This is a genomic window from Subtercola boreus (genome assembly GCF_003399645.1).
Lineage (GTDB): Bacteria > Actinomycetota > Actinomycetes > Actinomycetales > Microbacteriaceae > Subtercola > Subtercola boreus_A.
In genome coordinates, this window is the sequence record NZ_NBXD01000002.1 from 391,122 (window position 1) to 416,202 (window position 25,081).

A 25,081-nucleotide genomic window follows, 5' to 3' on the forward strand; every position below is an offset into this window, starting at 1 on the left:
CCGACTCGAAGCGGCGTCGGAGAGTCTCTTGAGCCGGCCAGCGCTGCGCGGCGTCAGGCGCCGGGACGGCCTCCCGCAGCGAGAGCGCGGGCGGCGACGGCCGACGCGTAGGCGGCGGCGCTCGGCTTGGGGGTGCGCTCGAAGGTGGTGAAGTCGACGGAGTGCAGGCCGAGGTGGCGGGAGTAGCCGAAGATCCACTCGAAGTTGTCCATCAGCGACCAGTGGCAGTAGCCGAGCACGGGGACTCCGTCGGCCATGGCGGTGGCCAGGCCGACGAGCGAAGGTTCGATGAAGCCGGCGCGGAGGGAGTCGTCGGAGGTGCTGATGCGGTGCTCCGTGACGAAGACGGGTACGCCGCTCCTCGCGAAGGCGTACGCGACGGCGCCGCGGAGGGAGTCGGGCTCCACAGCGGTGCCCTGCTCATTGACGGGAGTGCCCGCCGGCAGTTCGACCTCGCCGGAGGCGTCGTAGGTGAGGCGCTCGTAGTTCTGCACTCCGATGAAGTCGTCGCTCTGGGCGAGGTCGAGCCAGTGGTCGTAGACCTCGGCGCGCTTGCGGTCGCGGAGGGTCTCGCCGCCGGGGAGGGCGACGTCGTCGACGATGGCGATCGAGAGTCCGACCGGCAGGGAGGGCTGCCGGGCCTTAATGGCGGCTTTCGCGGCGAGGTGCGCACGCGTCATGCCCTCGGTCATGTCGGCGAAGTCTTCGGGCAGCATGACATTGCCGACGCGGTAGCGCGGCACGCCGGCCGCACGGCCGGCAGCTTCGAGGGTCGCCCGTTCGAGGTCGGCGATGAACGGGGGCAGGTTCGCCCAACTCAGCATCTGGCAGAGGTTGGGTTCGTTGAAGGTCACGGCGAGGGCGATCCGGTCGCCGAAGCGGTCCATGATGACTCCGCAGAAGCGGGCGAAGAGGTCGGCCGATTCCGCGTCGAGAAAGCCGCCACGGGAGGCGAACCAGTGGGGCGCGGTGAAGTGGCTGAAGGTGACGACCGGCGCGAGGCCTCGGGCGAGACATCCATCGACGACTGCTTCGTAGTGCGCGAGGGCGCTTTCAGAGAAGGTGCCGGCGACAGGCTCGATGCGGGCCCATTCGACCGAGAAGCGGAACGCATTCAGGCCCATGTCGGCGGCGAGGTCGAGGTCGGTCTGCCAGAGTTCCCAGCTGTTGCAGGCACTGCCCGACGGGTCGCGGAAGATGGTCGGCGTGACATGCTCGAGGAACCAGGTGTCGCTGGCGGTGTTGTCGCCCTCGACCTGGTGGCCGGCGGTGGCGACGCCCCAGAGGAAGCCTGGCGAGAAGGCGGCGGGCGGAGTGGGCAGGGTCGCGGGCGTGTCAGACATCGAGGGCCGCCGACCGCGTCGGGGGTGCACCGACGACGACGAGGTCGAGTTCGGCTTGGGCCCTGGCGAAACCCTCGCCCGGGAAGAAGAACTCGCCGCCTTCGGGGTAGACCGCATCCGTCGTCGGTTCGTTCATGTAGTCGAAGAACTTCTCGAAGATGGAGGGCGCGAGAAAGCCGACCATCTGCGTGTGGTGCGAGTCGAGAGAGAAGGAGTGGATGGTACCCGCCGGCGCGTGCACGAAGTCGCCCTTGGTGAGCAGCAGCTCGCGTCCGTTGACGTGGAGCCGGATACGGCCCTCGAGGCAGAGGAAGTTCTCGGTGTGCCGCTGGTGGAAGTGCAGGGGGATGTAGCCCGCCTTCGCTCCCGTGGTGTGCATGGCGAAATAGTCCGAACCGGTGTTCTCGCCGCGCGAGAGGAAGGTGTTGAGCTGGTTGAAGTTGCGCGTGCGCTCACCCTCACCCGAGCTCAGAAAGTAGGGCACGACGCCGGCCGGGCGGGTCTCGTCGTGCTGCAGGGCGGCATCCGATTTCTGCAGGTCGGGGTAGCTGATGCCGAACGCGGCGCCGACGTCACGCAGTTCGTCGACGGTCCCCAGATGTTCGGGGCGGGCCGGATGCACGTGGGCATCGATCGGCAGGCCCACGCGGGGCACGAGCCCGAGCGAGGCTCCGCCCGCGGAGTAGAAGAGGATGCGCGTGTAGTTGCTGAGAAAACGGTAGGCGAACGGGGTGCCGGCCGGGATGGAGACGGTGTCTCCGGGGGCGAGCAGGCGGGCCTGGTCTCCGAGCCAGAAGTGCAGGAGGCCGTCGAAGACGACGACGGTCTGGTGCTCGGCGGCGTGCACGGCGAAGGGGGCCTCGGCGCCGCGGCCGCCGGAGACGTAGTGGGCGCCGAACAGGGACCCGGTGTCTTCGGGGCGGGCGATGAGGGTGATGAGGCGTCCGTCGATCTCGTAGCGCGCACCCTCGCCGGCGGTCATCAGGTAGGGGAGGGTCTCACCGGGCAGGCGGTCGACCACGGGGGTGGGTGGGGTGTCGGACATCGGCGTCGCTTTCGTGTCGGGGTGTGGTGGGGCCTGGCGGGGTGTCGGGGTGTGGTGGGGCCTGGTGGGGCAGGGCGGGTGTCAGGGGCGGGTGAGGTGGGTGCGGAAGAAGGATTCGATGAGGTCGAAGGATGCGGCGGGCGCGGCCGACGGCGGAGTTTTGGCGGTATCGCCGGCAGAAGTGGGGTGCACCCGCACTGTCGCGCTCGCGTGCGGGTCGGCCTCGAGGTGGCCCGCGTCGATCGGCGGGCCGGCCAGCTCCTCGCCCCCGACCGGGTTGAAGAAGCCGTGGCCGAAGCCGTCGATCACGTAGAGCGTGACGGGCACGTCTTTGTCGGCCAGCGCCTCGAACAGGGTCACGCTCTGGCTGGCGGGGACGAGCGGATCGGCGCCTCCGTGCAGGATGAGGAACGGCGGGGCCGAGGATGTCACGTGCCGGGCCGGGCTCGCCGCGATGGCGAGGTCGCGGCGCTCCTGCACGGGGCCGCCGAGCAGGCCCACGGTCGGCGGAACGTCCTGGTCGGGGGCGAGTAGGTCTGCGGCTCCGTACCCGTCGACGACCGCGTGCACGGCGGTGGCGACATCCGCCGAGTCTGCTGTCACCGCTGCGAGGGCCGCGAGGTGTCCGCCGGCCGACGAGCCCCAGAGTCCGATCGCGTCGGGATCGAAGCCGTACTCGGCGGCGTGCTCCTTCACCCAGCGGATCGCCGTGCGCACGTCGTCGAGCTGCGCCGGGAACACGGCGTCGCCGCTCAGCCGGTAGTCGACGCTGACCATGGCGAAGCCGCGATCGGCGAAGTACCGCTGCAGGTCGGGGGCGAGGGTGCGGTCACCCACCCGCCAGGCTCCGCCGTGCAACCAGATGATGGTGGGGAGTGGCGTGGGCAAGCCGTCCGCCTCCGCGGGCAGGAAGATGTCGGCCTTCAGCCCGGGCGCGAATTCCGCTGTCTTCATTGCAGTCCCATCGTTCGGTAGCGCTTCAGTCTGGCCGTCAGGCGGTCTTCCGCGCGTTCGGCTGTGAGCTCGGCGAGGGCGTGTTCGACCGCGGCGCCGATCCTCAGGCAGAACGCGGCGGGCTCGTCTGCGGCATCCGGATGCTCGGGCACGACGTGATCGACGATGCCGTTGTTCAGCAGTGCGGTCGAAGCCACCCCCTGCGCTTCGGCGAGTTCGGCAGCGTGCTCGGTGTCGCGGAACAGGATGGCGCTCGCACCCTCGGGCGGCAGTGGCGAGAGCCAGCCGTGCTGGGCCGAGAGCGTGACGTCTGCGGGCAGGAGCGCCAGTGCGCCGCCGCCGGTTCCCTCGCCGAGGATGACCGAGACGGTGGGGCTCGGCAGCATGATGAGCTCGGCGAGGCAGCGGGCGATCTCGCCGGCGAGCCCGCCCTCCTCGGCGGCCTTCGAGAGGGCGGCACCGGGGGTGTCGATGACCGTGACGAGGGGGATGCCGAGCTCGTGCGAGAGGCGGATGCCACGGCGGGCCTCCCGAAGCGCTGCCGGGCCGAGGGGTGCACCGCTTCGGCGAGGGAGCCGGTCGTGGCCGAGCACGATGCAGGGCTGGCTGCCGAAACGGGCGAGGGCGAGGAGGAGGCCCGGGTCGCTCTCGCCCTGCCCGGTGCCGTTCAGCGGGAGCACGTCGGAGGCGGCGGTGCGAAGGAGGGCACGCAGGCCGGGCCTCGTGGCGCGGCGCGAGCGGGTGATCGAATCCCAGGCCGAGACGAGGGTGCCGGTGAAGCGCTCCAGCTCGGCGGGCGGCCCGGCGGGCGGGGTCGTGCCCGCGCCGGGAGCGCCGGCTGCGCCGCCCGCGCTCGGCGTGCGACCCGCCCCGGGCGTGCCAGCTGCGCCACCCGCGCCGCCGCCGCCACCCGCCCCGCCGAGCAGCACCGACAGCGCCCGGTCGATCAGGCCGGGCAGGCGCTCGGGTGCCACCACGGCATCGACGAGCCCGTGGCGGAACATGTTCTCCGACGTCTGCACTCCCTCCGGGAACTCGTCACCGTAGAGTGCCTCGTACACCCGCGGGCCGAGGAAGCCGACGAGCGCACCGGGCTCCGCCACGGTGACGTGCCCGAGCGACGCCCATGACGCCATCACGCCACCGGTCGTCGGATGCCGGAGGTACACGAGGTAGGGCAGTCCGGCCGCGCGATGCGCTGCGACCGCCGCCGAGATCTTCACCATCGAGAGAAACGCGACCGTTCCCTCCTGCATGCGTGTTCCACCCGAGGCGGGCCCGGCGAGGATCGGGATGCGCTCCCGCGTGGCGCGCTCGATCGCCTCGACGAGCCGCTCGGCTGCAGCGACCCCGATCGATCCGGCCAAAAAAGAGAACTCGCAGACGATCACGGCCACCCGTCGGCCCCGGATCAGGCCCTCGCCGGTGAGAACCGACTCGTCGGCTCCGCTCCGGGCAGCGGCGCGCGAGAGCGCGTCGGCATATGCGGCATCCGGATGCACGTCGACGACGGGCTCGTCCCACGAGGCGAAGGTACCGTCGTCGGTGATCAGGTCGATGAGCGCCCGGGCACCCAGGTGGGTGGCGGTGTTGGCTGCGGTGGTCATGGGGTCGGCACCACGTCGCCCACGGTTTCGCCGAGCCAGGCGCGCACGGAGACGGCGTGCTGGTCGAGCGTCGGGGGGGTGCTGTGCGACATCCGGGTGGTCTCGACCTCGCGCTCGCCGCTCGCGTCGAAGAAGCGCAGCGGCGAACCGGGCAGGTCGATGCGGCCCAGCACAGGATGCGAGACGGTCGCGATGAGGTTCTGGGTGCGCACCTGCGGCCAGGCGTACACCTCGTCGAGCGTGCGCACGGTTCCCGCGGGGATACCGGCCTCGGCGAGCAGGGCGAGGAGATCATCCGGAGCGTACGCGGCGAAGACGCGCTCGACCAGCTCGATCGTCGCGGCGCGGTTCGCGACCCGTTCGGCGTTGGTGCCGAAGCCCGGGGCCGCCGGATCGAGGCCGAACCGGGTGCAGAACTTCTGCCAGAGGCTCTCGCTTCCGACGCTGATCTGCACGGCGCCACCTTCGCACCGGAAGAGTCCGTAGGGTGCTATGGAGGGGTGGTGGTTGCCCTGCGCCACGGGCACCTCGCCCGCGACAGTGGTTCGCGTGCCCTGGAAGGCGTGCACGCCGACGATCGAGGCGAGCAGCGAGGTGCGCACGACCTGCCCGCGGCCCGTCGACTCGCGTTCGTAGAGTGCGGCGATCACGCCGGTGGCACCGTGGATGCCCGCCAGCAGGTCGGCGATCGGAACCCCCACGCGCTGGGGGTCCTCCGGCGACGACCCGGTCAGCGACATCAGGCCCGCCTCGCCCTGCACGATCTGGTCGTAGCCCGCACGGCAGCCCTCGGGCCCATCGTGCCCGAACCCGGTGATCGACAGCAGCACGAGCCGCGGGTTCAGCTCGGCGAGGCGGTGCGTCGAGAAGCCGAGCCGTTCCATCACGCCGGTGCGGAAGTTCTCGACCACGACGTCGGCGCGTTCGATCAGGGCGGTCAGCAGCATCCGGCCGTCGTCGCTTTTGAGGTCGACGGCGACCGATTCTTTGTTGCGGTTGCAGCTGAGAAAGTAGGTGGCCTGGCGATCGTCGTCGGGCCCGACGAAGGGTGGTCCCCAGCCGCGGGTGTCGTCACCGGTGCCCGGCGTCTCGAGTTTGATCACACGGGCGCCGAGGTCACCGAGCATCATCGCGGCGTGCGGGCCGGCGAGGGCGCGGCTCAGGTCGACGACCAGCAGGCCGGCGAGCGGGCCGATGGGTGCGGCACCGGCCTCGGAGAGCAGGGTCTCGACGCTCATGCGACCAGCTTTCGGCCGGTCGCGCGTTCGACGAGAACGCGACCGTAGTCGTTCGCATTCGGGGTGCGGATGACCGTGTGGATGTGGAAGTCGCCGGGTTCGTCATTCGAGAGGAACACGCCGGTGTGGTGGTCGAGTTCGAGCATCGTGACGGGGCTCTGGATGCGGAAGTAGAACGGCTCTGCGCCCTCGTGTCCGCCGATCCAGGAGAACCGGGTCTCGTCGAAGTGGGCTTCGATGTGCGCGAGTTTCGCCGCGGCCGGCCCGGCCGGCAGAAAGGCGAAGAACTGTCGTGCCAGCTCCAGCACGAGCTGTTTTCCGCGCTCGCCGAACTCGGTGACCCGCACGCCCTCGTACGGCACAACGGCGTTGTCGCGGAAGCACCCGCCGAGGTGACGCTCGTCGCCGGCATGGATGCGCCCGGGCGGCATCGCGGGATCCACCAGCTGGGCGTAGCTGATGACACGCTGCCGCACTGACGGTTCGAGGGTGCGCATCAGCTCGCGGGCCGTGTGGATGCGGTCGTCGAACACCCGGAGGCCGGCGCGCGGCCCATCGTCGACGACACTCGGCTCTGCCCCGAGAAAGACGGGTGACAGCACGAGCTGGCCGCCGATGACGACGGCGTTCAGCGCGACGTGGTGCCCGAACAGCTGCCAGCCCCACGGTTCGGTTCGGCTCGGTTCGCCGTAGAGCGCGAAGTTGTAGCTCCGCTCGTTCATCAGCGCCGGCAGCTCCACGGCCGCCCCGAGGTACCCGTTGATGTACATCAGGTCGCGCACCAACCGGTACCCCTCGGGGCTCAGGGTCGCTTCGACGATGGCGAGGATGGCGTCGACCGTCTCGTCGGCGAGCTCGTCGAGCCGCAGCCCGGTATCGTGCTGCATGAACTCCGGGTTCGCCCAGGTGCGCCACTCGTGCGCGTCGAGCGGGTAGCGGAGGCGTGCCGTCTGCTCGGCGGGCAGGGCAGCGAGCAGAGAGGATGCCGCGGCCGTCATCTCGCGAACGGGTGCGCTCTCCTCGCGGAGGTCGAACAGCCCGGGCTGAACCTCTCCGTCGGTGGTGAGCCCGACATAGGGCTCGGGGTAGAGCTTCGCCCAGCCCTCGATCATGGGCCCGGCGAAGCTGTCGGTCTTCGCCTGTTCGGCGTACGCGCGCGCATCCAGGCCGCGGAGGGAGGCGACCCTCGCATCGTCGGGGGAATAGAGATAGTCGCGAAAGTTCGAGCTGGTCACGGAGTGGCCTCCTGGAGTGAGTGCGCCCAGCCTGCGGCGAGGTCGAGTGCGGTGGCGGCATCCGAAGCGCTCGATCCGCGCCAGGCGACGTGCTGGTCGGGCCGAACGAGAACGGCGGGGGCGCCCCAGCGGGCGAAGAGGGTGGGTTCGTCGAGCGCGACGGTGTGAACGGGGATGTCGTGCCGGTTGCTGCCCCCGAGGCCGTTGCCGATCTCCGCCCCGGCGGCGACGAGCAGCGTGAACCCTCGGTCGTCGAGCAGGTCGTAGAGAGACGAGCCGTCGGCGAGCCAGGCGTGGGGGAGCAGCATCCCGGGCCGGGCCGACGGCACGTACACGATCGGGCTCTGGGGTGGTTCCGGCTCGGCATCGGCCGCGACGAGCGGCGACTCGGCGTAGGAATACCCGAGCACCAGCCCGAGCGAGCTGAACTCGCTCCGTTTGACCTCCAGGGCGTCGGAGGCCCGGGCGCGAAGCGTCTCGCCCTCTGTGCTGTCGCTGCCGAGGAGGGTGTCAGCGAAGTCGTTGGCGAGAGCGCGGCCGTTGGTGGCGGCATCCCGGATCGTGCGCTCGGCGACCGGCCGGCGTTCGAGCTCGTAGCTGTCGAGCAGTGCTTCGCCGCCCCAACCGTCGAGGGTCGCAGCCAGCTTCCAGCCCAGGTTGGCGGCGTCACCGATGCAGGTGTTGAAGCCGTGGCCACCCCACGGCGGGTTCAGGTGTGCGGCGTCGCCGATCAGGTAGACACCGTCGCGGCCGTAGCTGTCGGCGAGAAGCATACGGGCGGTCCAGGGGTCGGTCGCGACGACCTCGACGTCGATGTCGGCTCCCGCCATCGCCCGAATGAGTGCCGCCGGGTCGAGGTCGTTCCGCTCGATGTCGACACCCTGCACGATCGCCCACCACCTGTCGGCGAGATCTGCGCGACCGATGATGCCCGAGGCATCCGGGGACATCACCCAGTACTGCACGGCGGGATCGAGCGTGACCGCCTGGGCGAGTTGCGTCGAGCGGAACAGCACATTCAGGTTGGAGCGGTTCGCGGAGCCGCCCTGCATCGCGATACCGAGGCTCTTGCGAACGACGGAGGCGCCGCCATCCGCTCCGACAACGAAATCGGCGTGCACCCGCCGGGTGCCGCCCTCGGAGTCGGAGACGGTCACCGTGTGGCCTTCGACCGAAGTCACGCTGAGGCCGGTGCAGAGCGTGACGAGGTCGGAGCGCCGGGCCGCCGCCCGCAGCACCGTCTCGACGACGGGTTGCGGAACCTGTTGGCCGGCCTCCGGCTGCAGCTCGAACCGGTCACGGTGGAGCTGGAAGGCGTGACGGAACCGCTTCACCTCGAACCCGGTCAGGCTCGAACAGAAGATCACATCCTCCGAGTACCGGGCGTCGAGCGCGGCCGCCGCCCGGAGGTCCTCCGCGAGCCCGAGGCGGCGCAGGTGGGTCATCGTACGGGCGTTCGTCGTCTTCGCCCGCGGCCGGTGCGGGTCGACATCCACTCGCGGTTCGATGACGAGCGACCCGATGCCGCGGTGCGCGAGTTCGAGCGCCAGGAACAGTCCGCTCGGCCCGCCGCCGGCCACCAGCACGGGCACGCGGTCGGGGAGCGAGGCCAGCTCGGCCGGTCCGGCCGGCTCCTCCGGTGGTTCCGGGAGTGGTGTGTTCATCACGCGCCCTCGCGGGCTGACGGCCCACCGATCGGGGTGACCAGGGTGCCGAGACGCTCGATCTCCACCTCGACGGTGTCGCCCTCGCCGAGGTACCACGGCGGGGTGCGCACGTAGCCGACGCCCTCGGGCGTGCCGCTGACGATGACGTCGCCCGGGTGCAGGGTGAGGGTGCTGCTGATCAGGGAGATGATGTTCGGAATGGAGAAGATCAGGTCGCGCGTGTTGCCGTTCTGAACCTCTGTTCCGTTGACACGGGTGCGCACCTGCAGGCCGTCTTCGAGGCTGCCCACCTCGTCGGCCGTCACCAGCGGGCCGGCGGGTCCGCTCTTGTCGGCGTTCTTGCCGAGGGTCCACTGGGCGGTGAGCTTCTGGGCGCGACGGGCGGTGAGGTCGTTGAAGGTCGAATAGCCGAAGACGGATGCCGCGGCCTCCGCCTCGTCGGCGTCGAAGACGTTCGTGCCGACGTAGGCCGCGACCTCGGCCTCCCAGTCGAGGCCCTTTTCGCCGAGCGGCAGCGGAACGGCGACGCCGCTCACCGAGAGCGAGGCGGTCCAGCGGCCGAAGATCGTGGGGTACTCGGGTGGGGTGAAGCCGCCCTCTGCGGCATGGGCCCGGTAGTTGAGCCCGATGCAGAAGACCCGTGCCGACGCGGGGACGAACGGGATCTCCTGACACTCGCCGTGAGAGAGGGCGTCGCCGGTCGCGGTCTCGGCCCGCTTCATCCAGCCGGCTGCGTCGCCCCAGAACTCGGTGACGGTCGCGATCGGCAGTAGGCCATCGTCGTCGAGGCGGGCGACCCACGGGGTGCCGCCGATATCGATGCTGATGAATCTCATGGGGATCCGATCTCCGGCTGCTCTGCCGGCCTCTGGTCGCGCTATGGGCTGAATTAGGTATAACCATTTGGAACGATAGGCGGACTGGCGACGGATGTCAACCGAGGGCGCCGCCCGTTGCCGAGGTCTGTTGCGCGTTCGCCGCCGCCCGGTGCGTCAGCGGCGATGCGAGTGCCGCGCCGCCGCCTCACGAGCCGTGGCCTCGTCGCCCGACGCGACCGCGTCGATGAGATCGAGGTGCAGCGCGATGCGGTGCGCGAAGTACGACTCGTCGTCGGTGGTGTCTTCACGGCTCGCCGCGACCGAGCTGGAGTCGACATATTCGAGCAGGCCGAGGTAGGTGCTCTTCAGCACCTGGTTCCGGCCGATGGCGGCGATACGGCGATGAAGGGCCCAGTTGCGGTGGATGAACAGCTCGGCGTCACCCGTCGAATCCACGATCGACTGCCCGAGCATCCGCAGGTCGTCCACGTCGGCATCGGTGCGGCTCGCAGCGGCCTGCGCCATCACCAGGCCCTCGAGCTCCTCGCGCATCTCGATGGCGTCCGCAATCGAGGAGGGCGAATCCTCCACCCTCAGCAGGGTGCGGCCGAGGCGCACGATCGGATGCTGCGAGGCCACGAACAGGCCGCCGCCCGGGCCCGGCTTCGGCACGACCATCCCTCGGTCCTGCAGCAGACGCACGGCCTCGTTGACGGTGGCCCGGGCCATGCCCGACCCGACGCGCAACTCCTCTTTGTTGGTGATCCAGTCGTCGGGTTTCAGCCCGCGCTCACGGATGTCGGCCTCGACCTGTTCGACGAGCACTTCTGCCCGCGTGAGGGATGTTCGGGTGGCCATGGCTTCATTGTCTCCCAGCCGGGTCGATCCGCATCATCCATAAAAAGAATAAACGGTTATAACTATTTGTGATATTACTTGTGGCAGAACCGATCACACCCGATCGGTCGCGATGCAAAGGTGCCCGCCATGACCAATCCCGTGTCCCGTGACACTGCCGCGGCCTCGCCCGGCCTGTACACCCAGAGCGTTCCGACCGGCGGCTTTGCCAACCCTCGCGGAGGGTTCCTGTTCTTTCTCGGCTTCGCCGCCGTCGGAACGGCGATGGCGCTGCTCGTGCCCGCGGTGCTGACGATCTCCCTGAAGGCGACCGTCATCGATCCGGCCAATGCGGGCACGATCGTCTCCATCGCGGTGGCGGTCGGAGCGCTCTTCTCTCTGGTGGCCCTGCCGCTGTTCGGGCGCATCAGCGACCGCATCACGTCACGCACCGGTCGCCGCCGTCCCCTGCTGGTGCTCGGTGCCCTGCTCATCGCGATCGGCGCCGTTGTGACCTTCGCGTCGAGCACCACGGCCGTGCTGACCGTTGGAAGTGTCTTCACGCAGGTCGGCTTCGCGGCGGCCACCGTGGCGGTCACCTCGGTCATTCCCGACCAGTTCGAGCCGCTGAAACGCGGGCCCGCATCATCCATCGTCGGCGTCTCACTGCCTGTCGGTGCGGTCATCGGACTGTTCATCGCCCAGCTGTTCTCGCCGACCCTCTCGCTGATGATCCTGGTTCCCGCGGCCGTCGGCGTGGTCGGCATCCTGCTGTTCGCCATCGTTCTGAAAGACCGGCAGTTCTCCCGCAAGCAGCGCCCTCCGTTCACCGTCGTCTCGTTCTTCAGCACGTTCTGGGTCAACCCCGTGAAGAGCCCGGCCTTCGCCTGGGCCTGGTGGAGCCGGTTCCTGCTGTTCTTCGGCGTCGCCGCCGTTCAGGCCTACCAGGCCCTCTACCTCATCTTCGTGTTGCACTTCAGCCCGCAGGATGTCGCGGGCGCCGTGTTCCTCTCGACTCTCGTGCTCACCATCGCAGCACTCATCTTCGCCGCCATCGCCGGCAGGGTCTCCGACCGGATCGGCCGCCGCAAGCCCTTCGTCATGGCCTCGTCAGTGCTCTTCGCCATCGGCCTGCTGATCGCCGCCAATGCCAACTCGTTCCCGAGCTTCCTGCTCGCGATCGGAGTCGTGGGCGTCGGCCAGGGCATCTACTTCGCCGTCGACCTCGCGCTCGTCACGCAGGTGCTGCCCGACCCCGACAATCCCGCGAAGGACATGGGCGTGATCGGGTTGGCCAACACCCTGCCCTCGTCTCTGGTGCCGGCCATCGCCCCCGCGATCCTCGCCATCGGTGCAACTGCCGCGCTCACCGCGAACTACTCCGCGCTGTTCATCGCCGGAGCGATCGCCGCCGTGATCGGCGCCGTGCTGGTGCTGCCGATCCGCGGGGTGAAGTAGGGCTTGCGACCTGGCGGTAGTCGGCGTTACTATTTACTGGTAGTCAGTGACATTGAGTAGATAGGCGTCCGAATGGGCAAGCAGCAGATGACCGAGATGCTCAAGGGCACGCTCGAGGGAGTCGTGCTGGCCACCGTGGCCGCGCAACCGGCCTATGGATACGAGATCACGGCACGCCTGCGTGACCTGGGATTCTCCGACATCGTCGAGGGAACCGTCTATGCGCTGCTGATCAGGATCGAGCAGCGTGGATTCGTCGATGTCGCCAAGGTTCCCTCCGAGAAGGGGCCGCCCCGAAAGGTCTACTCACTGAACGCCTCGGGTCACGAGTACCTCGGGGAGTTCTGGACGACGTGGAGCTTTCTCGCCGAACGGATCGAACAGCTCCACCACATCGAGCACCCGCACGAACAAAGAGAGTAGTCATGGCCAACCTGATCGAGAAGGTCACCGGAGATCTCGGCGACAAGAAGCGCTACCGCGAGTACAGGGCACGCGTGAAGAAACTGCCCGAGGGGTACCGGCTGGCTGCGGGGGCGCTCGAGCGCTATCTTCTGAACCTCGGCCCGAGCGACACCGGGAGCAGCCTCATCGCCATGCTGAACGACCTGGCTGACCTGCTCGAGCAGAGCGCCGCGGCCGGCACCCCTCTCCGCGAGGTGATCGGCACGGACCCGGCTGACTTCGCCGACACCTTCATGGACAACTACAGCGGCGGCAGCTGGATTCGCAAAGAACGCCAGCGCCTCACGACCGCGATCGCCAGCGCTGAGAGCATCGACGCCGCTGCTGCCGTGTGAGGATCGATTCCGCGATCAGTGTGGATCGTCGTCGTCGAGGAGCATGCCGACCGAGGTCGCGCAGGCGTCGCCTTTCCACGCTTCGATGCCCTCGCGAACGGCGAAGACGACGATCACGAGGGCGGCGATCGGGTCGGCCCACCACCAGCCGAAGAGGGTGTTCAGAAGCAGCCCGACGAGCACGGCGGCCGAGAGGTAGGTGCAGATGAGGGTCTGCTTCGAGTCGGCGATCGCGGTCGCCGAACCGAGCTCCTCTCCTGTGCGCCGTTCGGTGAGGGAGAGGAACGGCATGATGACGACGCTGAGGGCGGTGAGCACGATGCCGACGGTGCTGTGCTGCACGTCGGCCGCCCGGGTGAGGGTGAGCACGGCGCTCGCGCTGACGTAGATCGCGAGCAGGAAGAACGCGACCGCGATGACGCGGAGGGTTCCCTTCTCCCACCGCTCGGGGTCTTTGCGGGTGAACTGCCAGGCCACGGCCGCGGCGGAGAGAACTTCGATCGTGGAGTCGAGTCCGAATCCGATGAGGGCGCCGGATGATGCGGCGGTACCGGCTGCGATCGCTACGACGGCTTCGATGAGGTTGTAGCCGATCGTTATCGCGACGATCAGTCGGATGCGTCTCTGCAGCACCGCTTTGCGCTGCACGAGCGGGTTCGCGGTGGCGGTCACTGGCCGGCCTCGCAGCAGCCGGGCACGGAGCAGGCCGGGTTGTTGCACGGCGCGTCGGCGTCGACAGCGAGCACTACTCCGACGAGGTCGTTCAACGCCTTCGCGAGGTGCGCGTCGGCTATCTCGTACCGGTTCTGTCGGCCTTCCGGTTCGGCGACAACGATGCCGCAGTCCCGCAGGCACGTCAGGTGGTTCGAGACGTTCTGCCGGGTGAGGCCCAGTGCATCGGCGATACCGGCAGGGTAGGCGGGCTGATCGAGCAGCATCAGGAGAATGCGGGAACGGGTCGGATCGGCCATCGCGCGACCGATCCGGTTCATGACGTCGAGCTGTGTGCTGAGTGCGAGCATGAACCCATTAATACAGCCTTCGCTGTATTAAGCAAACAGACCGACCCGCCCCTCTCTCGTGTCGCTTTTACTCCGTTTCGCCTGTCGCGATGAGGTCCGCGGCGCGGTGGCCGATGAACGCCGCGGGCGCCAAGGTGTGGCCGCGGATGATCTGCGGCATGACGGAGGCGTCGGCGATGCGGAGGCCGAGCACGCCACGCACGCGCAGCTCAGCGTCGGTCACGGCCATCGGATCGGTGTCCGAGCCCATCTTCGCGGTCCCGACCGGGTGGAAGGTCGTTCCCGCGTCCTGGCGGATGTGCTCGACGATCTCAGCGTCGGTCGCCGTCTGCGTCGGGTACATCTGATCGACCCAGGGCTGCAGGAGCGGTGCGGTCAGGTACTGCTGGGTCAGGCGTACCGCTTCGACGAGGCCGGTGAGGTCGCTTTCCGCGCTGAGGAAACGGGGGTCGATGACGGGCCTGTCGGAGGGGTCGGCGGAGGCGAGGCGCACGGTACCGGTGCTTTGGGACTGCAGGAGCACGGAGCCCACGGTGACGCCGGAGCGCTGGTCGGCATTTTGCTCGCCGGGGAACGTGGACGCACTTCGGCGCCCACAGCTCGACCGTCTTCGATGATCACGCGGCTGACGTGGGCGCCGACGCGGATCGTGAGGCTCTCACGTGCGCGGACCTCCTCGGTGAGGTACGCGTCGGCGACGGTGTGCCGCACGCCATCGACGAAGACCGTCTGGTAGCGGTCGGCGACGTCTGCGACCGCACCGTCGGAGTCGCCGCGCGCCCCGAAACCATATTCGACGTACGCGTCGAGGAGCGTGTCCGAGAGCGCGGTGGGAGTCGCGATGTCGTTCAGTCGCAGCGGCCCGTCGCTACCGCGCAGGTCAGCCGGCCCACGGTCTGTCGCTTCGATCGCGAGGAACGCTCTGCGCGCTGCCTCAGCGTTCCATCCGGTGGCTCCCGCCTGCTCCCAGGCGTCGTAGTCCTCGGGGCGCCCGCGAAGCCACGCGCCGATGTTGAGCACGTTGGAGCCGCCGACGGCACGCCCGCGGGGCTCATCGACCACCCGTCCGGCGAGACCGGGCTGCGGAACCGTCTGGTAGGCCCAGTTCTTTTCCGTGTCGCCCCAGGTGAGAAGGAAGGCGCCCTGGCTGCGACCGATATCCAACGGGTTCTCCTGCCCCGCGTCCAACAGCAGCGTGCTGCGATCCGGGTACTCGCTCAGTAGCGAGGCGAGCACGGATCCTGCGACACCTGCACCGACGACGATGTAATCGAATTCTTGTGATGCTGTGCTCATGGCTTCGCTTCCTCTGTGAGGGTTCGCGGCGCACACCGGATCGACACGTCAGTTTAGTTGTGGCTACAACTATCTCCAACAGAACCACGGAAACCTGGAAACTACAACTGAAGATTTGGAGTTGTCGCAACTCAGTTATTCGGGTACTTCACTCACGCGACGGTATGGTGCGCGAACACCGGTACGACCACGGCGGCTCGCACGGCGCGTTCGTCGGTGATCGTCACCCGATGCACCGGCCCGGTGATCGCGAGCGATGTCTCGGTCTCGCGCACATCGCACGACGGCCCGACCCAGAGGTCGACCACTCCGGGTTCGACGATGCGCGTGTAGGCGCGGTCAGTGAACGCGAGCCTCGTCGTGGGAACGGTGAACCGCACCACCGCCTCTGCACCTGCCTCGAGCGACACCCGATGGTAGCCGAGCAGCTGCGCTACCGGACGGGTCACGCTGGCGATGACATCGTGCGCATAGAGCTGTATGAGATCAGTGCCGGCGCGCGTGCCCGTGTTCTTTACCCTCACGGTCACGGTGAACATGTCGCCGGCCACGACCTCCGGGGTTTCGACAGCGAGCTCATCCCGTTCGAAAGTCGTGTACGAGAGGCCGTGCCCGAAGGGCAGCACCGGGGTGCTGTCGGCGCTGGTCACCTCCGACGGCCCGCCGAGGAGCGGGTGCAGGTAGCTGAACGGTTGGGCCCCCGCCGACCTCGGCAGCGAGACCGGGAGGTGCCCCGACGGCGAGACGCGTCCCGAGAGCAGTCCGGCCACCGCCGTGCCTCCTTCCTCGCCCGGAAAGAACGCCTGCACGACCGCCGCAGGTGCAGACGGCCCGGTCACCGCCCAGTCGATCGCATACGGGCGACCGGTCAGGAGCACGAGCACCACGGGCGTGCCGGTGGCGACGATGCGCTCGACGAGTTGTCGCTGCCTGCCGGGCAGTTCCAGGTTCTCGACGTCATTTCCCTCACCGACCGTGCCTCGGCCGAACAGGCCTGCCCGGTCGCCGACGACGACGATCGCGACATCCGCCCGCCGAGCGGCTCGCGCTGCTGGTTCGAAGCCCGAAACGTCGTCGCCCTCGACGCCGCAGCCCGGCTCGAACGTGACGGTGGCACCGTCGAACTCGCTCAGCACGGCATCCAGAACCGTCGGTATCACCAGCCCGGTCGGGGTGTCGGGATGATGCGCCAGCACGTGATTGACAAACGAGTAGCAGCCCATCAGCGCCTCGGCGGAGTCCGCGTTCGGGCCGATGACCGCGACGCGCGCGCTGCCGCCCCTCAGGGGCAGTGACCCGTCGTTCGTCAGGAGCACCAGCGACTCCTCAGCCAGCCGCCGCGCCACACCGCGGTGCGCGGGGCTGTCGAGGTCGACGGATGTCGGGGGCTTCCCGAAATCCGCATCCAGCAGGCCGAGCTCCTCCTTCTGGGAGAGCACGCGCAGCACGGCCGCATCCACGAGTTCTCCGCCGGTATCGCCCGCCCGGATCCGCTCCCCGAGTGCCAGGTACGCATCCCCCGTCGGCAGCTCCACATCGATCCCCGCCGCAAGTGCGAGCGCGGCGGCCTCGGCCCGGTCGGCAGCAACCGCGTGCATCAGGTTCAGGAACGCAACCGAGAAGTAGTCGGAGACGACCGCTCCGTCGAACCCCCACCGGTCGCGCAGAATGCCGGTGAGGTATTCGGGCGTCGAGCCCACCGGCACCCCGTCGATCTCGGCGTAGGAGTTCATCACCGACCGCGCCCCGCCGTCGAGCACCGCCATCTCGAACGGGGGCAGCAACACGTCTTCCAGCTCGCGTCGTCCGAGATGAACGGGCGCGTGGTTGCGCCCGGCCCGCGAGGCCGAGTACCCGACGAAATGCTTGAGCGTTGCATGCACCCCCGCGCTCTGCAGCCCGCGTACGTATGCCGTGCCGAGGGTTCCGACGACGTACGGGTCCTCCGAGATGCACTCGTCGACGCGCCCCCAGCGCGGGTCGCGGATCACGTCGAGCACCGGTGCCAGCCCCTGGTGGATGCCGAGGTCGCGCATGGACCCCCCGATCATCCGTCCCATCTCCTCGACCAGCTGCGGGTCGAACGCCGCGCCCCAGGCGAGCGGCGTCGGGAACGTCGCGGCTTTCCACGCGGCCAGCCCGGTCAGGCACTCCTCGTGCACGAGGGCCGGGATGCCCAGCCGGGTCTCGCTCTGCAGCCTCCGCTGTTCGGCCCAGAGCCACGCGGCCCGCTCGACCGGGTCGACCGGCCGCGTGCCGTAGACGCGCGTGAGGTGGCCGATGCCGTTCACGGTCGCCTCGTCGTAGCCGCTCGAAGTCGCCATCTCGCCCTGCATCGGGGCCACGACCTCGCCGCCCTGATCGACCCAGTACCCGACGAGCTGGGCGATCTTCTCGTCGAGGGTCATCTCGGCATGCAGTGCCCGCACCCGGTCGGAGACAGGGGGCAGCGGAGGGTTGGTCATGGTTGTCATTTCTGTGAAGGGGTCGGTCGGGTGGCGGTGGGGGGGGCGGCGCGGGGCTCAGCCCTTGACCGCGCCCGACAGCCCGCCGACGATGCGGCGCTCGAAGAACGCGAAGAACAGCAGCGCCGGAATCATCGACAGAGCTGTGAACGCCAGCACCTTGGCGGTGTCGACCGAGTACTGCGATGAGAACGCCTGCACCCCGAGCGGCAGTGTGAAGATGGCCGGCTTGTTCAGAATGAACAGCGGCAGCAGGTAGCTGTTCCAGCTGGCGATGAAAGCGAGGATGCCGGTGGTGATCACTCCCGGCGTGGCCAGCGGCACGACCATGCGCCAGAAGAACCCCAGCCGGCTGCATCCGTCGATGAATGCCGCCTCCTGGATCTCGTCGGGGATCGCCCGCAGAAAGGGCACCAGGATGATGATGGTCGTCGGCAGCGCGAACGCGATCTGGGGCAGGATGACCCCGCCGAGCGAATTCATCAGGCCGAGGTTCTTCACCACGATGTAGAGCGGCGTGATGGCGACCGTCATCGGGAACATCAGCCCGGCAGCGAACAGCGCGTACAGCACGCCTCGCCCGCGGAAGCTGTAGCGCGCGAGCACGTAGCTGGCCATCAGCCCGAGCACGACGACACCCAGCGTGGTGGCGAGCGCCACGATCACGGAGTTGAGCACCTCGCCCCAGAACACCCCGCCGGTGAGCACGTCGACGTAGTTCGAGATGTTCCACACGGCGGGCAGTCCGGCCGGGTCGACCGACAGTTCGGAGTTGGTGCGGAACCCGCCGATGATGATGAACACGACAGGCGCGAGCATCAGGATGATCACGACCACCGCGACCGCGTAGGCGATCGGCGTGCCCGGTCGCAGGCGAGTGGATGAACGTGGGGCCGTGACGGGCGCCATCCCGCTGATCGTGCTCATGGCACTCATTCGGTGTTCCCCTTGTCGGTCAGGGCGCCCTGGGTGTCGCGCCGCAGGATGAAGCGCTGGTACACCAGCGCGATGATCAGCGAGATGACGAAGAGCACGACCGCGACCGCGTTGCCGTAGCCGTAGTTGCCGGCGTTCCGCCCGTTCGCGACCATGTAGGTCGCCATCGTCGATGTGCCGGCGGTCGAGCTGACGTACTGCCCCCAGATGATGTAGACGAGGTCGAACAGCTGCAGGGAGCCGATGATCGACAGGAACGCCCAGATACGCAGCGTCGGCCCGAGCAGCGGCAGCGTGATGTTGCGCTGGATCTGCCAGAACGATGCCCCGTCGATCGACGCCGCCTCCGACAGCTCCTCGGGGATGCCCTGGAGACCAGCGAGAAAGAGGATGACGGCGAAGCCGATGTACTTCCACGTGATGATGACCATCAGCGTCCAGATGGCGATATCCGGGTTCGACAGCCAGTCCTCGGCAACAGCCCCGAGCCCGAGGTTCTCGAGCAGGCCGTTGAAGGCACCGTTGGTCTGCAGGATGAGGCTCCACCCGGTTCCGACCACCACCTCGGAGATGACGTACGGCACGAAGATCAGCACCCGGATCAGCGACTGCCCGCGGAGCTTGCGGTTCAGCAGCAGCGCCAGCCCGATCGCGGCCGGCCCCTGGAAGACGAGAGACAGAACGAGAATCGTCCCGTTGTGCGCAAGAGCCTGCTGGAAGGTCGGGTCCTGGAGGATCGTGAGGTAGTTGCGCAGGCCCACCACGTCGGTCGGTGTTCCGTACCCCTGCCAGCTGAAGAAGCCGTAGTAGGCGGCGATCACCACGGGGAACATCACGAAGGCGAGAAAGACGAGCAGGGCGGGCCCCACCAGCAGGGCCACCTCCCAGCGGCTCGCCCGGTTGAAGGGGCGGCGCCTGGGGCCACCCGTCGCCCGGCCGGTCGGCCTTCCGGTCTTGCCCGGCGGGGTGCCCGGAGTCGTGCCGGCCGCAGCCGTCGCCGACCCGGCGGCCGCGCCGGCCTCCACCGGCACGGCCTCTCGAACCGTCATCGTCGCTACGCCTTCTTCGCGGCGTCGTTGACCGTCTGCACGAGCTGCTCCGGGCTACTCTTGCCGGCGAGCAGGTCGACGACTCCGACGTTCAGGGCGTTGCCCACGTTCAGGCCGTAGAGCGTGTCGAGCCACTGCGACACGAACGGCGCTGCGTTGTAGGTCGAGATGATCTGCTGCAGGTACGGCTCTGTCACCGACTTCTGCGCCTCGGTGTTCACGGGGGGAGCGTTGAACGCCACGTAGTACGCCTTCTGCACATCCGAGGTGGCGAGGTAGTTCAGAAAATCGACACAGGCCGACGGAGCATCGACCGAACAGGAATAGCTGTCGACCCCGCCGAGGATCGAGCCGGGCTCGCCGTCGCCGCCGGTGATCTCGGGGAACGGGAACCACGACAGGTCGGCAAGCGGCTTGGCGTCGGGCGTCAGCGAGGCGATGACCCCGGGATCCCATGCGCCCATCAGTTCCATGCCGGCCTGGTGGTTGGCGACGAGGCCTGCAGAGCTGCCGGCACCCTGCTGCGCGGGGGTCGACAGGAATCCGTCGTTGAACGGCTGCGTCGAGGCGAAGTCCTCGAGATCCTGCCCGGCGCGGATCCAGCAGTCATCGCTGAAGTCCTTCGAACTCGTGGCGCCCGAGAGAACCTCCGGGCTGCACTCGCGCAGGGCGAAGAAGAAGTACCAGTGCGCGGCCGGCCAGGCGTCCTTGCCGCCGAGCGCCACGGCCTGCACCCCCGTCGCCTTCAACTTCGTATTGGCGGCCTCGAGCTCGTCGATCGTCGTCGGTGCCGACGTGACCCCAGCGGCCGTGAACAGATCCTGGCTGTAGAAGACGCCGCCGGGCAGCACGGAGACCGGCATTGCGTAGACCTTGTCGTCGATGGATGTCGCACCGAACGTCGCCGCCGGAATCTCCTTCTTCGCGTCGGCCGAGAGCCCCTCGGTCAGGTCTTTCACCTGGCCAGCCGCCACCATTGCGGCCATCTTGCCGCCGCCGCGCTGAAAGAAGAGGTCGGGCGCATCGCCCGAATTCAACGCTGTCTGCAGCTTGCCGTCGAGGTCTTCGTTCTGGATCGCCTGCACATCGATCGTGACACCGGGATTCGCCGCTGTGAAGTCAGCGGCTGTCTTGTCCCAGAACTCCTGGCCGGGGCCGGTGGTCGAGTTCTCCCACAGTGTCATCGACACCGGGCCGCCGTCGGAGCCCGAGCCGCCGCTGTCGCCGCTGCACGCGCTGAGGCCGAGGGCCCCGAGAGCGAGCACCGAGAGGCCGGCGACGATACGTTTCGTCTTCATGTGAATACCTGTTCTCTTCGTTGAGTCGGATGACCGCCGGGCCGGAGTTCGTCGTGCTGTGTGTCTCGCTGTGCTGTGTGTCTCGCTGTGCTGTGTGCCCGGCAGCAATTGAGTGTCGCAAGCAACAAATTCATCGTCAAACGTTTTCGAAAACCTTTTCCATGGGCGCTAGGCTGCCTGCATGACACGGCGGGCCACCATCCACGACGTCGCCCGGGCAGCAGGCGTGTCGGTCTCGACCGTCTCAAAGGCGGTCAACGGCCGCTACGGCATCTCCGAAGAGACAGCCGCCCGCATCCTCGATGTCGTCAAGACACTCGGGTACGAATCCAGCCTCGTCGCGAGCAGCATGCGGTCACGGCGAACGGGGGTCATCGGCATCCTGGTCGCCGACTTCGAGCCCTTCAGCGCCGAGATCCTGAAGGGTGTCGGTACCGCGCTCCGCGAGTCGGGCTTCGATCTGCTCGCCTACAGCGGTTCCCGGCAGAACTCCAGAGACGGCTGGGAGCGACGCTCGCTCTCGCGGCTCAGCGGTACCCTCATCGACGGCGCCATCATCGTCACACCGACCGTCGTCGCGACCTCGACCGAGATCCCCGTGGTCGCGATCGACCCGCACACCGGGCACGCCGACCTTCCGACCGTCGAATCCGACAGCTTCGGTGGCGCCCTCCGCGCCACCCGCTACCTCATCTCACTCGGCCACCGCCGTATCGGATTCCTCGCCGGCCGCCCCGACCTCCAGTCGTCGAACCTCCGCGACGGCGGCTACCGCCGCGCCCTCGCCGAGGCGGGCATCCCCTTCGACCCGGCCCTCGTGCGCGTCGGAATGTACCAGCGCGAGACGGCCCGCGACCCCGCAATGGCCCTCCTCACCCTGCCCGACCGGCCCACCGCGATCTTCGCGGCCAACGACCTCTCGGCCATCGCGACCGTGCAGGTCGCCGCCGAACTCGACATCCGGGTGCCTGAAGAGCTCTCGGTGATCGGATTCGACGACATCCCCGAGGCCTCGCAGGTCAGCCCCGCGCTCACGACCATCCGTCAACCGATTCAGAAGATCGGCGCAGCTGCCGCTCACATGCTCGTCGCGCTCCTCTCCGGAGAGACCCCCGCCCCGATCCACCTGCAGCTCCCGACGCGCCTCGTGGTGCGGGCAACGACGGCGGCCCCGCCTGCCCGTCGACCGGCCGGGTTGTGATGGGCGGGAGTCCACTGTCGCCGGTGCATGCGATCATCCACCCAGCGGATGATCGGGGGTGTGATGCGAGGCGAGGCGACCATCCTGCATGCCGATCTCGACGCTTTCTACGCCTCGGTCGAGCAGCGCGATGCGCCGGCACTGCGCGGCAGACCCGTCATCGTCGGCGGCGGAGTGGTGCTGGCGGCGAGCTACGAGGCGAAGGCGCGCGGGGTGCGCACGGCGATGGGCGGGCGCCAGGCACGTGACCTGTGCCCTGATGCGGTCGTCGTTCCGCCCCGGATGCACGCCTACTCCGCCGCCAGTCGTGACGTCTTCGCGATCTTCCGTGACACCACGCCGCTCGTCGAGGGGCTCTCGATCGATGAGGCATTCCTCGAGGTCGGCGGCCTGCGGCGTATCGCGGGCTCGCCCGAACAGGTCGCGGTGCAGCTGCGCGAGCGGGTTCTCAGGGAGGTCGGGCTCGCGATCTCGGTCGGCGTCGCTCGCACCAAGTTCCTCGCGAAGGTGGCCAGCGCGGTCAGCAAGCCCGACGGGCTGCTCATCGTCGAACCCGACCGGGAGCAGGCGTTCCTCCTCCCGCTCCCGGTGGAACGGTTGTGGGGCGTCGGCGCCGCAACCGCCGAGAAGCTGCACCGGCTCGGCATCAGAACCGTCGGACAGCTCGCCGAGCTCGAAGCCGCCACCGCCGAGAATCTGCTGGGGCGGGCGAACGGGGCGCACCTGCACGCGCTGGCCCGGCTGCAGGATCCGCGGCCCGTCGACGGCACGCGCCGCCGGTCGTCAATCGGTTCCCAGCGCGCACTCGGCAGCCGCCCACGGTCGCCCGACGAGCTCGACATCATCCTCACGCAGTTCATCGATCGGCTGGGCGGGCGCCTGCGCGACGGTGGCCGCGTGTGCCGCTCAGTCGTGCTGCGGCTTCGCTTCGGTGATTTCGCGAAGGCGACGCGGTCGCGCACCCTGGGATCGGCATCCGATCGCACATCGGTGCTGCTCGGCGTCGCCCGCAATCTGCTCGCCGCGGCTCAGCCCGAGATCGCGGAGCGCGGCATCACCCTGATCGGCATCTCGCTGTCGCATCTGGCCCCCTCCGCCAGCCTGCAACCCGAGTTGCCGATCGACTGGAACGACGAGGCGCGGCTCGACACGGTGCTCGACGCGGTGCGCGATCGCTTCGGCGCGACATCGCTCGCCCGTGCCACCCACCTCAACCGCGACCCCGGCTGGTCGTCACCGGTGCTACCCGAGCACCAGTGACCCGCAGCATCCGTCCCGGCGGATCCGCAAGTGAGGCCCGGCGGATCCGCAACACGGCAGCGGCGGATCCGCTATGCATCCTCAGCGCGGCCATGATGAGGGGAATCCCAGCGTGCCGTTCGAGCTCAGCGCGTCGCGTCCGGTAGAGCGCGTCGTCGACCGGGTCCGCGTGCTGCACGGGTCAGAGTTTCGGCAGCTTGGCCAACGCCTCGTCGGCGGCAGACTCGCTGAGGCCGAGCTTTTCGATCAGCAGGGCGCGGGCGGGGGCCTGGTCGCCGCGCCGGAGTGACTGGTACGCCGCGTCGGCGGCCGGTCCGACGTCCGAGCCGGGTCGCGTGGTCACGCCGAGTCGGTCGGCGAGTTCGCCGGCGGTGTCGGCGCCGTATGCCTCGCGGATCGCCAGGGGGAGGGGGTAACCGGTGTAGGGGCCGAGATCCATGGTGGTGTCCTTTCGAGACGTTCATTCGGTTGCGTATGCTGCGGTCTCATGGTGAACCCGCGCGGCGCGCTCCGACAGGGGTTGCAGGATGATCGGGGTTCTGTCTGTCTTATGGCATGGACTTTCAGAACATCGTCGAATTCGCCGGCACACTCATCGATGGCGCCGGAGTACTCATCATCGTGGGTGGCGCGGCGATCTCGACGGTGCTGGTTCGCGTCAGGATCATCCGGGGCCAACGGCCTGTCTATCGCGCGTACCGGCAGTATCTCGGCCGGTCGATTCTGCTCGGGCTCGAGTTTCTGGTCGCGGCAGACATCATCCGCACGGTGGCGGTGACGCCCACTCTCGCCAGCGTCGCGGTGCTCGCGGCGATCATCCTCATCCGCACCTTCTTGAGCTTCTCGCTCGAACTGGAGATCACGGGCCGGTGGCCGTGGCAGACCAGGAAGGCACCCTCGGCGGAGTCGGACCCTGCGCTCGGTTCGAGCGGTGCTGCGGCCTGACTGTGGTCCGCGATGGAGCTTGGTCGTTGCAACTATCGGGCCCCGTTGCGACATCAGGCGGGCAGAACGATGACCTTCCCGGCGACGCCGCCCGCGGCCGCCCCGGCGTGCGGTGAGGGCAGCGCAATTTCTCTCTTGGGGAGAGGGCGCGTCCAGAAGAATTGGTCAGCTGCTCCCGCCCTAGATAACGCGCGCAACAAGCGTGTGCGATCTATCGATCCTTTGCATCAGCCTCTTCCACGATGTCTCGAGCCCACCTGAGCAGGTCGACTGCATCGCTAGCACTGATCGCATCGGCACCGTATTGCACCGGTGTTTTTTGTGTCAGGAGTCGTTTGAGACTGGTCGTCGTTTTGGTCGAGGGGTGCGTGGCTTGCTCAAGAAGACTGATGGCCTGGGTGTGGTCATCGCCGGAACTGCGCTGGCCCAGGACAAGCCCGCATATCGCATCGGCCGCAGCGATACCAGCCAGAATTGCGTTCGATCCAGCCACTTTGTTCTCCGCTGCGCTTCCTAAATCGAGAAGTTCTGCCGCGGCGAGGTAGAGGCGGGCCTCTTTCAAACGGGAACGCGCACCAGCTTTGTCCAGACTCACCGTTCTATGCTG

At 68.4% G+C, this 25,081-nt stretch carries 25 protein-coding genes; 6 read left to right on the forward strand and 19 right to left on the reverse strand.

Going from position 1 to position 25,081, the window contains the following annotated elements:
• Positions 1 to 53: 53 nt before the first annotated feature.
• From B7R24_RS01910 to B7R24_RS01950, 9 genes are all read right to left on the reverse strand, one after another.
• Positions 54 to 1,343 (reverse strand): glycoside hydrolase family 1 protein, encoded by a 1,290-nt coding sequence (locus tag B7R24_RS01910; protein WP_116417249.1) that lies wholly within the window; start codon positions 1,341 to 1,343, stop codon positions 54 to 56.
• Positions 1,336 to 2,388, reverse strand: coding sequence for a quercetin 2,3-dioxygenase (locus tag B7R24_RS01915; RefSeq protein ID WP_116417250.1), 1,053 nt, complete (start codon positions 2,386 to 2,388; stop codon positions 1,336 to 1,338). Before B7R24_RS01915 ends, B7R24_RS01910 begins: the two co-directional genes overlap by 8 nt.
• An 81-nt stretch (positions 2,389 to 2,469) precedes the next feature.
• Complete coding sequence (locus B7R24_RS01920) at positions 2,470 to 3,342, reverse strand: alpha/beta hydrolase (RefSeq protein ID WP_116417251.1); 873 nt, start codon at positions 3,340 to 3,342, stop codon at positions 2,470 to 2,472.
• On the reverse strand, positions 3,339 to 4,949 hold the full coding sequence (locus B7R24_RS01925; RefSeq protein ID WP_116417252.1) for a carboxyl transferase domain-containing protein: 1,611 nt from the start codon (positions 4,947 to 4,949) through the stop codon (positions 3,339 to 3,341). The genes B7R24_RS01920 and B7R24_RS01925 overlap by 4 nt, the downstream gene beginning before the upstream one ends.
• A complete protein-coding gene (locus B7R24_RS01930; RefSeq protein ID WP_116417253.1) occupies positions 4,946 to 6,187 on the reverse strand; it encodes a CaiB/BaiF CoA transferase family protein in 1,242 nt (413 codons plus the stop codon). Before B7R24_RS01930 ends, B7R24_RS01925 begins: the two co-directional genes overlap by 4 nt.
• Positions 6,184 to 7,422: a DUF3500 domain-containing protein gene (locus B7R24_RS01935; protein WP_116417254.1), complete on the reverse strand. Its 1,239-nt coding sequence runs from the start codon at positions 7,420 to 7,422 to the stop codon at positions 6,184 to 6,186. The genes B7R24_RS01930 and B7R24_RS01935 overlap by 4 nt, the downstream gene beginning before the upstream one ends.
• Positions 7,419 to 9,086 carry an FAD-dependent monooxygenase gene (locus B7R24_RS01940; RefSeq protein ID WP_116417255.1) on the reverse strand — a complete coding sequence of 556 codons (1,668 nt, stop codon included), beginning with the start codon at positions 9,084 to 9,086 and terminating at the stop codon, positions 7,419 to 7,421. The genes B7R24_RS01935 and B7R24_RS01940 overlap by 4 nt, the downstream gene beginning before the upstream one ends.
• Positions 9,086 to 9,925: a fumarylacetoacetate hydrolase family protein gene (locus B7R24_RS01945; RefSeq protein ID WP_116417256.1), complete on the reverse strand. Its 840-nt coding sequence runs from the start codon at positions 9,923 to 9,925 to the stop codon at positions 9,086 to 9,088. Before B7R24_RS01945 ends, B7R24_RS01940 begins: the two co-directional genes overlap by 1 nt.
• A 156-nt stretch (positions 9,926 to 10,081) precedes the next feature.
• On the reverse strand, positions 10,082 to 10,765 hold the full coding sequence (locus B7R24_RS01950) for a FadR/GntR family transcriptional regulator (RefSeq protein WP_116417257.1): 684 nt from the start codon (positions 10,763 to 10,765) through the stop codon (positions 10,082 to 10,084).
• A gap of 129 nt (positions 10,766 to 10,894) precedes the next feature.
• Between B7R24_RS01950 and B7R24_RS01955 the strand changes: the two genes are divergently transcribed.
• The 3 genes from B7R24_RS01955 to B7R24_RS01965 all read left to right on the forward strand — a co-directional run bounded on the left by B7R24_RS01955 (position 10,895) and on the right by B7R24_RS01965 (position 13,002).
• A complete protein-coding gene (locus B7R24_RS01955) occupies positions 10,895 to 12,202 on the forward strand; it encodes an MFS transporter (protein ID WP_147303928.1) in 1,308 nt (435 codons plus the stop codon).
• A 72-nt stretch (positions 12,203 to 12,274) separates the two neighbouring features.
• Positions 12,275 to 12,625, forward strand: a complete 351-nt coding sequence (locus B7R24_RS01960) for a PadR family transcriptional regulator (RefSeq protein WP_116417259.1) — start codon at positions 12,275 to 12,277, stop codon at positions 12,623 to 12,625.
• 2 nt (positions 12,626 to 12,627) lie between these two features.
• Positions 12,628 to 13,002, forward strand: a complete 375-nt coding sequence (locus B7R24_RS01965; protein WP_116417260.1) for a DUF1048 domain-containing protein — start codon at positions 12,628 to 12,630, stop codon at positions 13,000 to 13,002.
• Between the two features lie 15 nt (positions 13,003 to 13,017).
• On the opposite strand, the gene B7R24_RS01970 is transcribed toward B7R24_RS01965, so the two are convergent.
• The 8 genes from B7R24_RS01970 to B7R24_RS02005 all read right to left on the reverse strand — a co-directional run bounded on the left by B7R24_RS01970 (position 13,018) and on the right by B7R24_RS02005 (position 21,068).
• Positions 13,018 to 13,674, reverse strand: coding sequence for a cation transporter (locus B7R24_RS01970; RefSeq protein ID WP_172582659.1), 657 nt, complete (start codon positions 13,672 to 13,674; stop codon positions 13,018 to 13,020).
• Positions 13,671 to 14,024 carry a Cd(II)/Pb(II)-sensing metalloregulatory transcriptional regulator CmtR gene (gene cmtR / locus B7R24_RS01975; protein ID WP_116417262.1) on the reverse strand — a complete coding sequence of 118 codons (354 nt, stop codon included), beginning with the start codon at positions 14,022 to 14,024 and terminating at the stop codon, positions 13,671 to 13,673. The genes B7R24_RS01970 and cmtR overlap by 4 nt, the downstream gene beginning before the upstream one ends.
• A gap of 67 nt (positions 14,025 to 14,091) precedes the next feature.
• The gene (locus tag B7R24_RS01980; protein WP_172582660.1) at positions 14,092 to 14,517 is read right to left on the reverse strand and encodes a GMC oxidoreductase; all 426 of its coding nucleotides are present in this window, start codon (positions 14,515 to 14,517) and stop codon (positions 14,092 to 14,094) included.
• Positions 14,415 to 15,320 carry a GMC family oxidoreductase gene (locus tag B7R24_RS01985; protein WP_116417264.1) on the reverse strand — a complete coding sequence of 302 codons (906 nt, stop codon included), beginning with the start codon at positions 15,318 to 15,320 and terminating at the stop codon, positions 14,415 to 14,417. Before B7R24_RS01985 ends, B7R24_RS01980 begins: the two co-directional genes overlap by 103 nt.
• 152 nt (positions 15,321 to 15,472) lie before the next feature.
• The gene (locus tag B7R24_RS01990; protein ID WP_116417265.1) at positions 15,473 to 17,785 is read right to left on the reverse strand and encodes a beta-glucosidase family protein; all 2,313 of its coding nucleotides are present in this window, start codon (positions 17,783 to 17,785) and stop codon (positions 15,473 to 15,475) included.
• Between the two features lie 57 nt (positions 17,786 to 17,842).
• The gene (locus tag B7R24_RS01995) at positions 17,843 to 18,694 is read right to left on the reverse strand and encodes a carbohydrate ABC transporter permease (protein ID WP_253259222.1); all 852 of its coding nucleotides are present in this window, start codon (positions 18,692 to 18,694) and stop codon (positions 17,843 to 17,845) included.
• A gap of 23 nt (positions 18,695 to 18,717) precedes the next feature.
• The gene (locus tag B7R24_RS02000) at positions 18,718 to 19,770 is read right to left on the reverse strand and encodes a carbohydrate ABC transporter permease (RefSeq protein ID WP_116417267.1); all 1,053 of its coding nucleotides are present in this window, start codon (positions 19,768 to 19,770) and stop codon (positions 18,718 to 18,720) included.
• A 5-nt stretch (positions 19,771 to 19,775) separates the two neighbouring features.
• Positions 19,776 to 21,068 carry an ABC transporter substrate-binding protein gene (locus tag B7R24_RS02005; RefSeq protein WP_116417268.1) on the reverse strand — a complete coding sequence of 431 codons (1,293 nt, stop codon included), beginning with the start codon at positions 21,066 to 21,068 and terminating at the stop codon, positions 19,776 to 19,778.
• Positions 21,069 to 21,249: 181 nt separating this feature from the next.
• Here B7R24_RS02005 and B7R24_RS02010 point away from each other — a divergent pair, with 181 nt between their 5' ends.
• Both B7R24_RS02010 and dinB read left to right on the forward strand, forming a co-directional pair.
• The gene (locus B7R24_RS02010) at positions 21,250 to 22,269 is read left to right on the forward strand and encodes a LacI family DNA-binding transcriptional regulator (protein WP_116417269.1); all 1,020 of its coding nucleotides are present in this window, start codon (positions 21,250 to 21,252) and stop codon (positions 22,267 to 22,269) included.
• Positions 22,270 to 22,332: 63 nt separating this feature from the next.
• Positions 22,333 to 23,529 carry a DNA polymerase IV gene (dinB, locus tag B7R24_RS02015; protein ID WP_116417336.1) on the forward strand — a complete coding sequence of 399 codons (1,197 nt, stop codon included), beginning with the start codon at positions 22,333 to 22,335 and terminating at the stop codon, positions 23,527 to 23,529.
• Positions 23,530 to 23,710: 181 nt separating this feature from the next.
• Here dinB and B7R24_RS02020 read toward each other — a convergent pair whose 3' ends face one another.
• A complete protein-coding gene (locus B7R24_RS02020) occupies positions 23,711 to 23,968 on the reverse strand; it encodes a hypothetical protein (RefSeq protein WP_172582661.1) in 258 nt (85 codons plus the stop codon).
• 116 nt (positions 23,969 to 24,084) lie between these two features.
• Here B7R24_RS02020 and B7R24_RS02025 point away from each other — a divergent pair, with 116 nt between their 5' ends.
• Positions 24,085 to 24,474: a DUF1622 domain-containing protein gene (locus B7R24_RS02025; protein ID WP_116417271.1), complete on the forward strand. Its 390-nt coding sequence runs from the start codon at positions 24,085 to 24,087 to the stop codon at positions 24,472 to 24,474.
• Between the two features lie 211 nt (positions 24,475 to 24,685).
• On the opposite strand, the gene B7R24_RS17230 is transcribed toward B7R24_RS02025, so the two are convergent.
• Positions 24,686 to 25,069 carry a hypothetical protein gene (locus tag B7R24_RS17230; protein WP_147303929.1) on the reverse strand — a complete coding sequence of 128 codons (384 nt, stop codon included), beginning with the start codon at positions 25,067 to 25,069 and terminating at the stop codon, positions 24,686 to 24,688.
• Between the last annotated feature and the right edge of the window lie 12 nt (positions 25,070 to 25,081).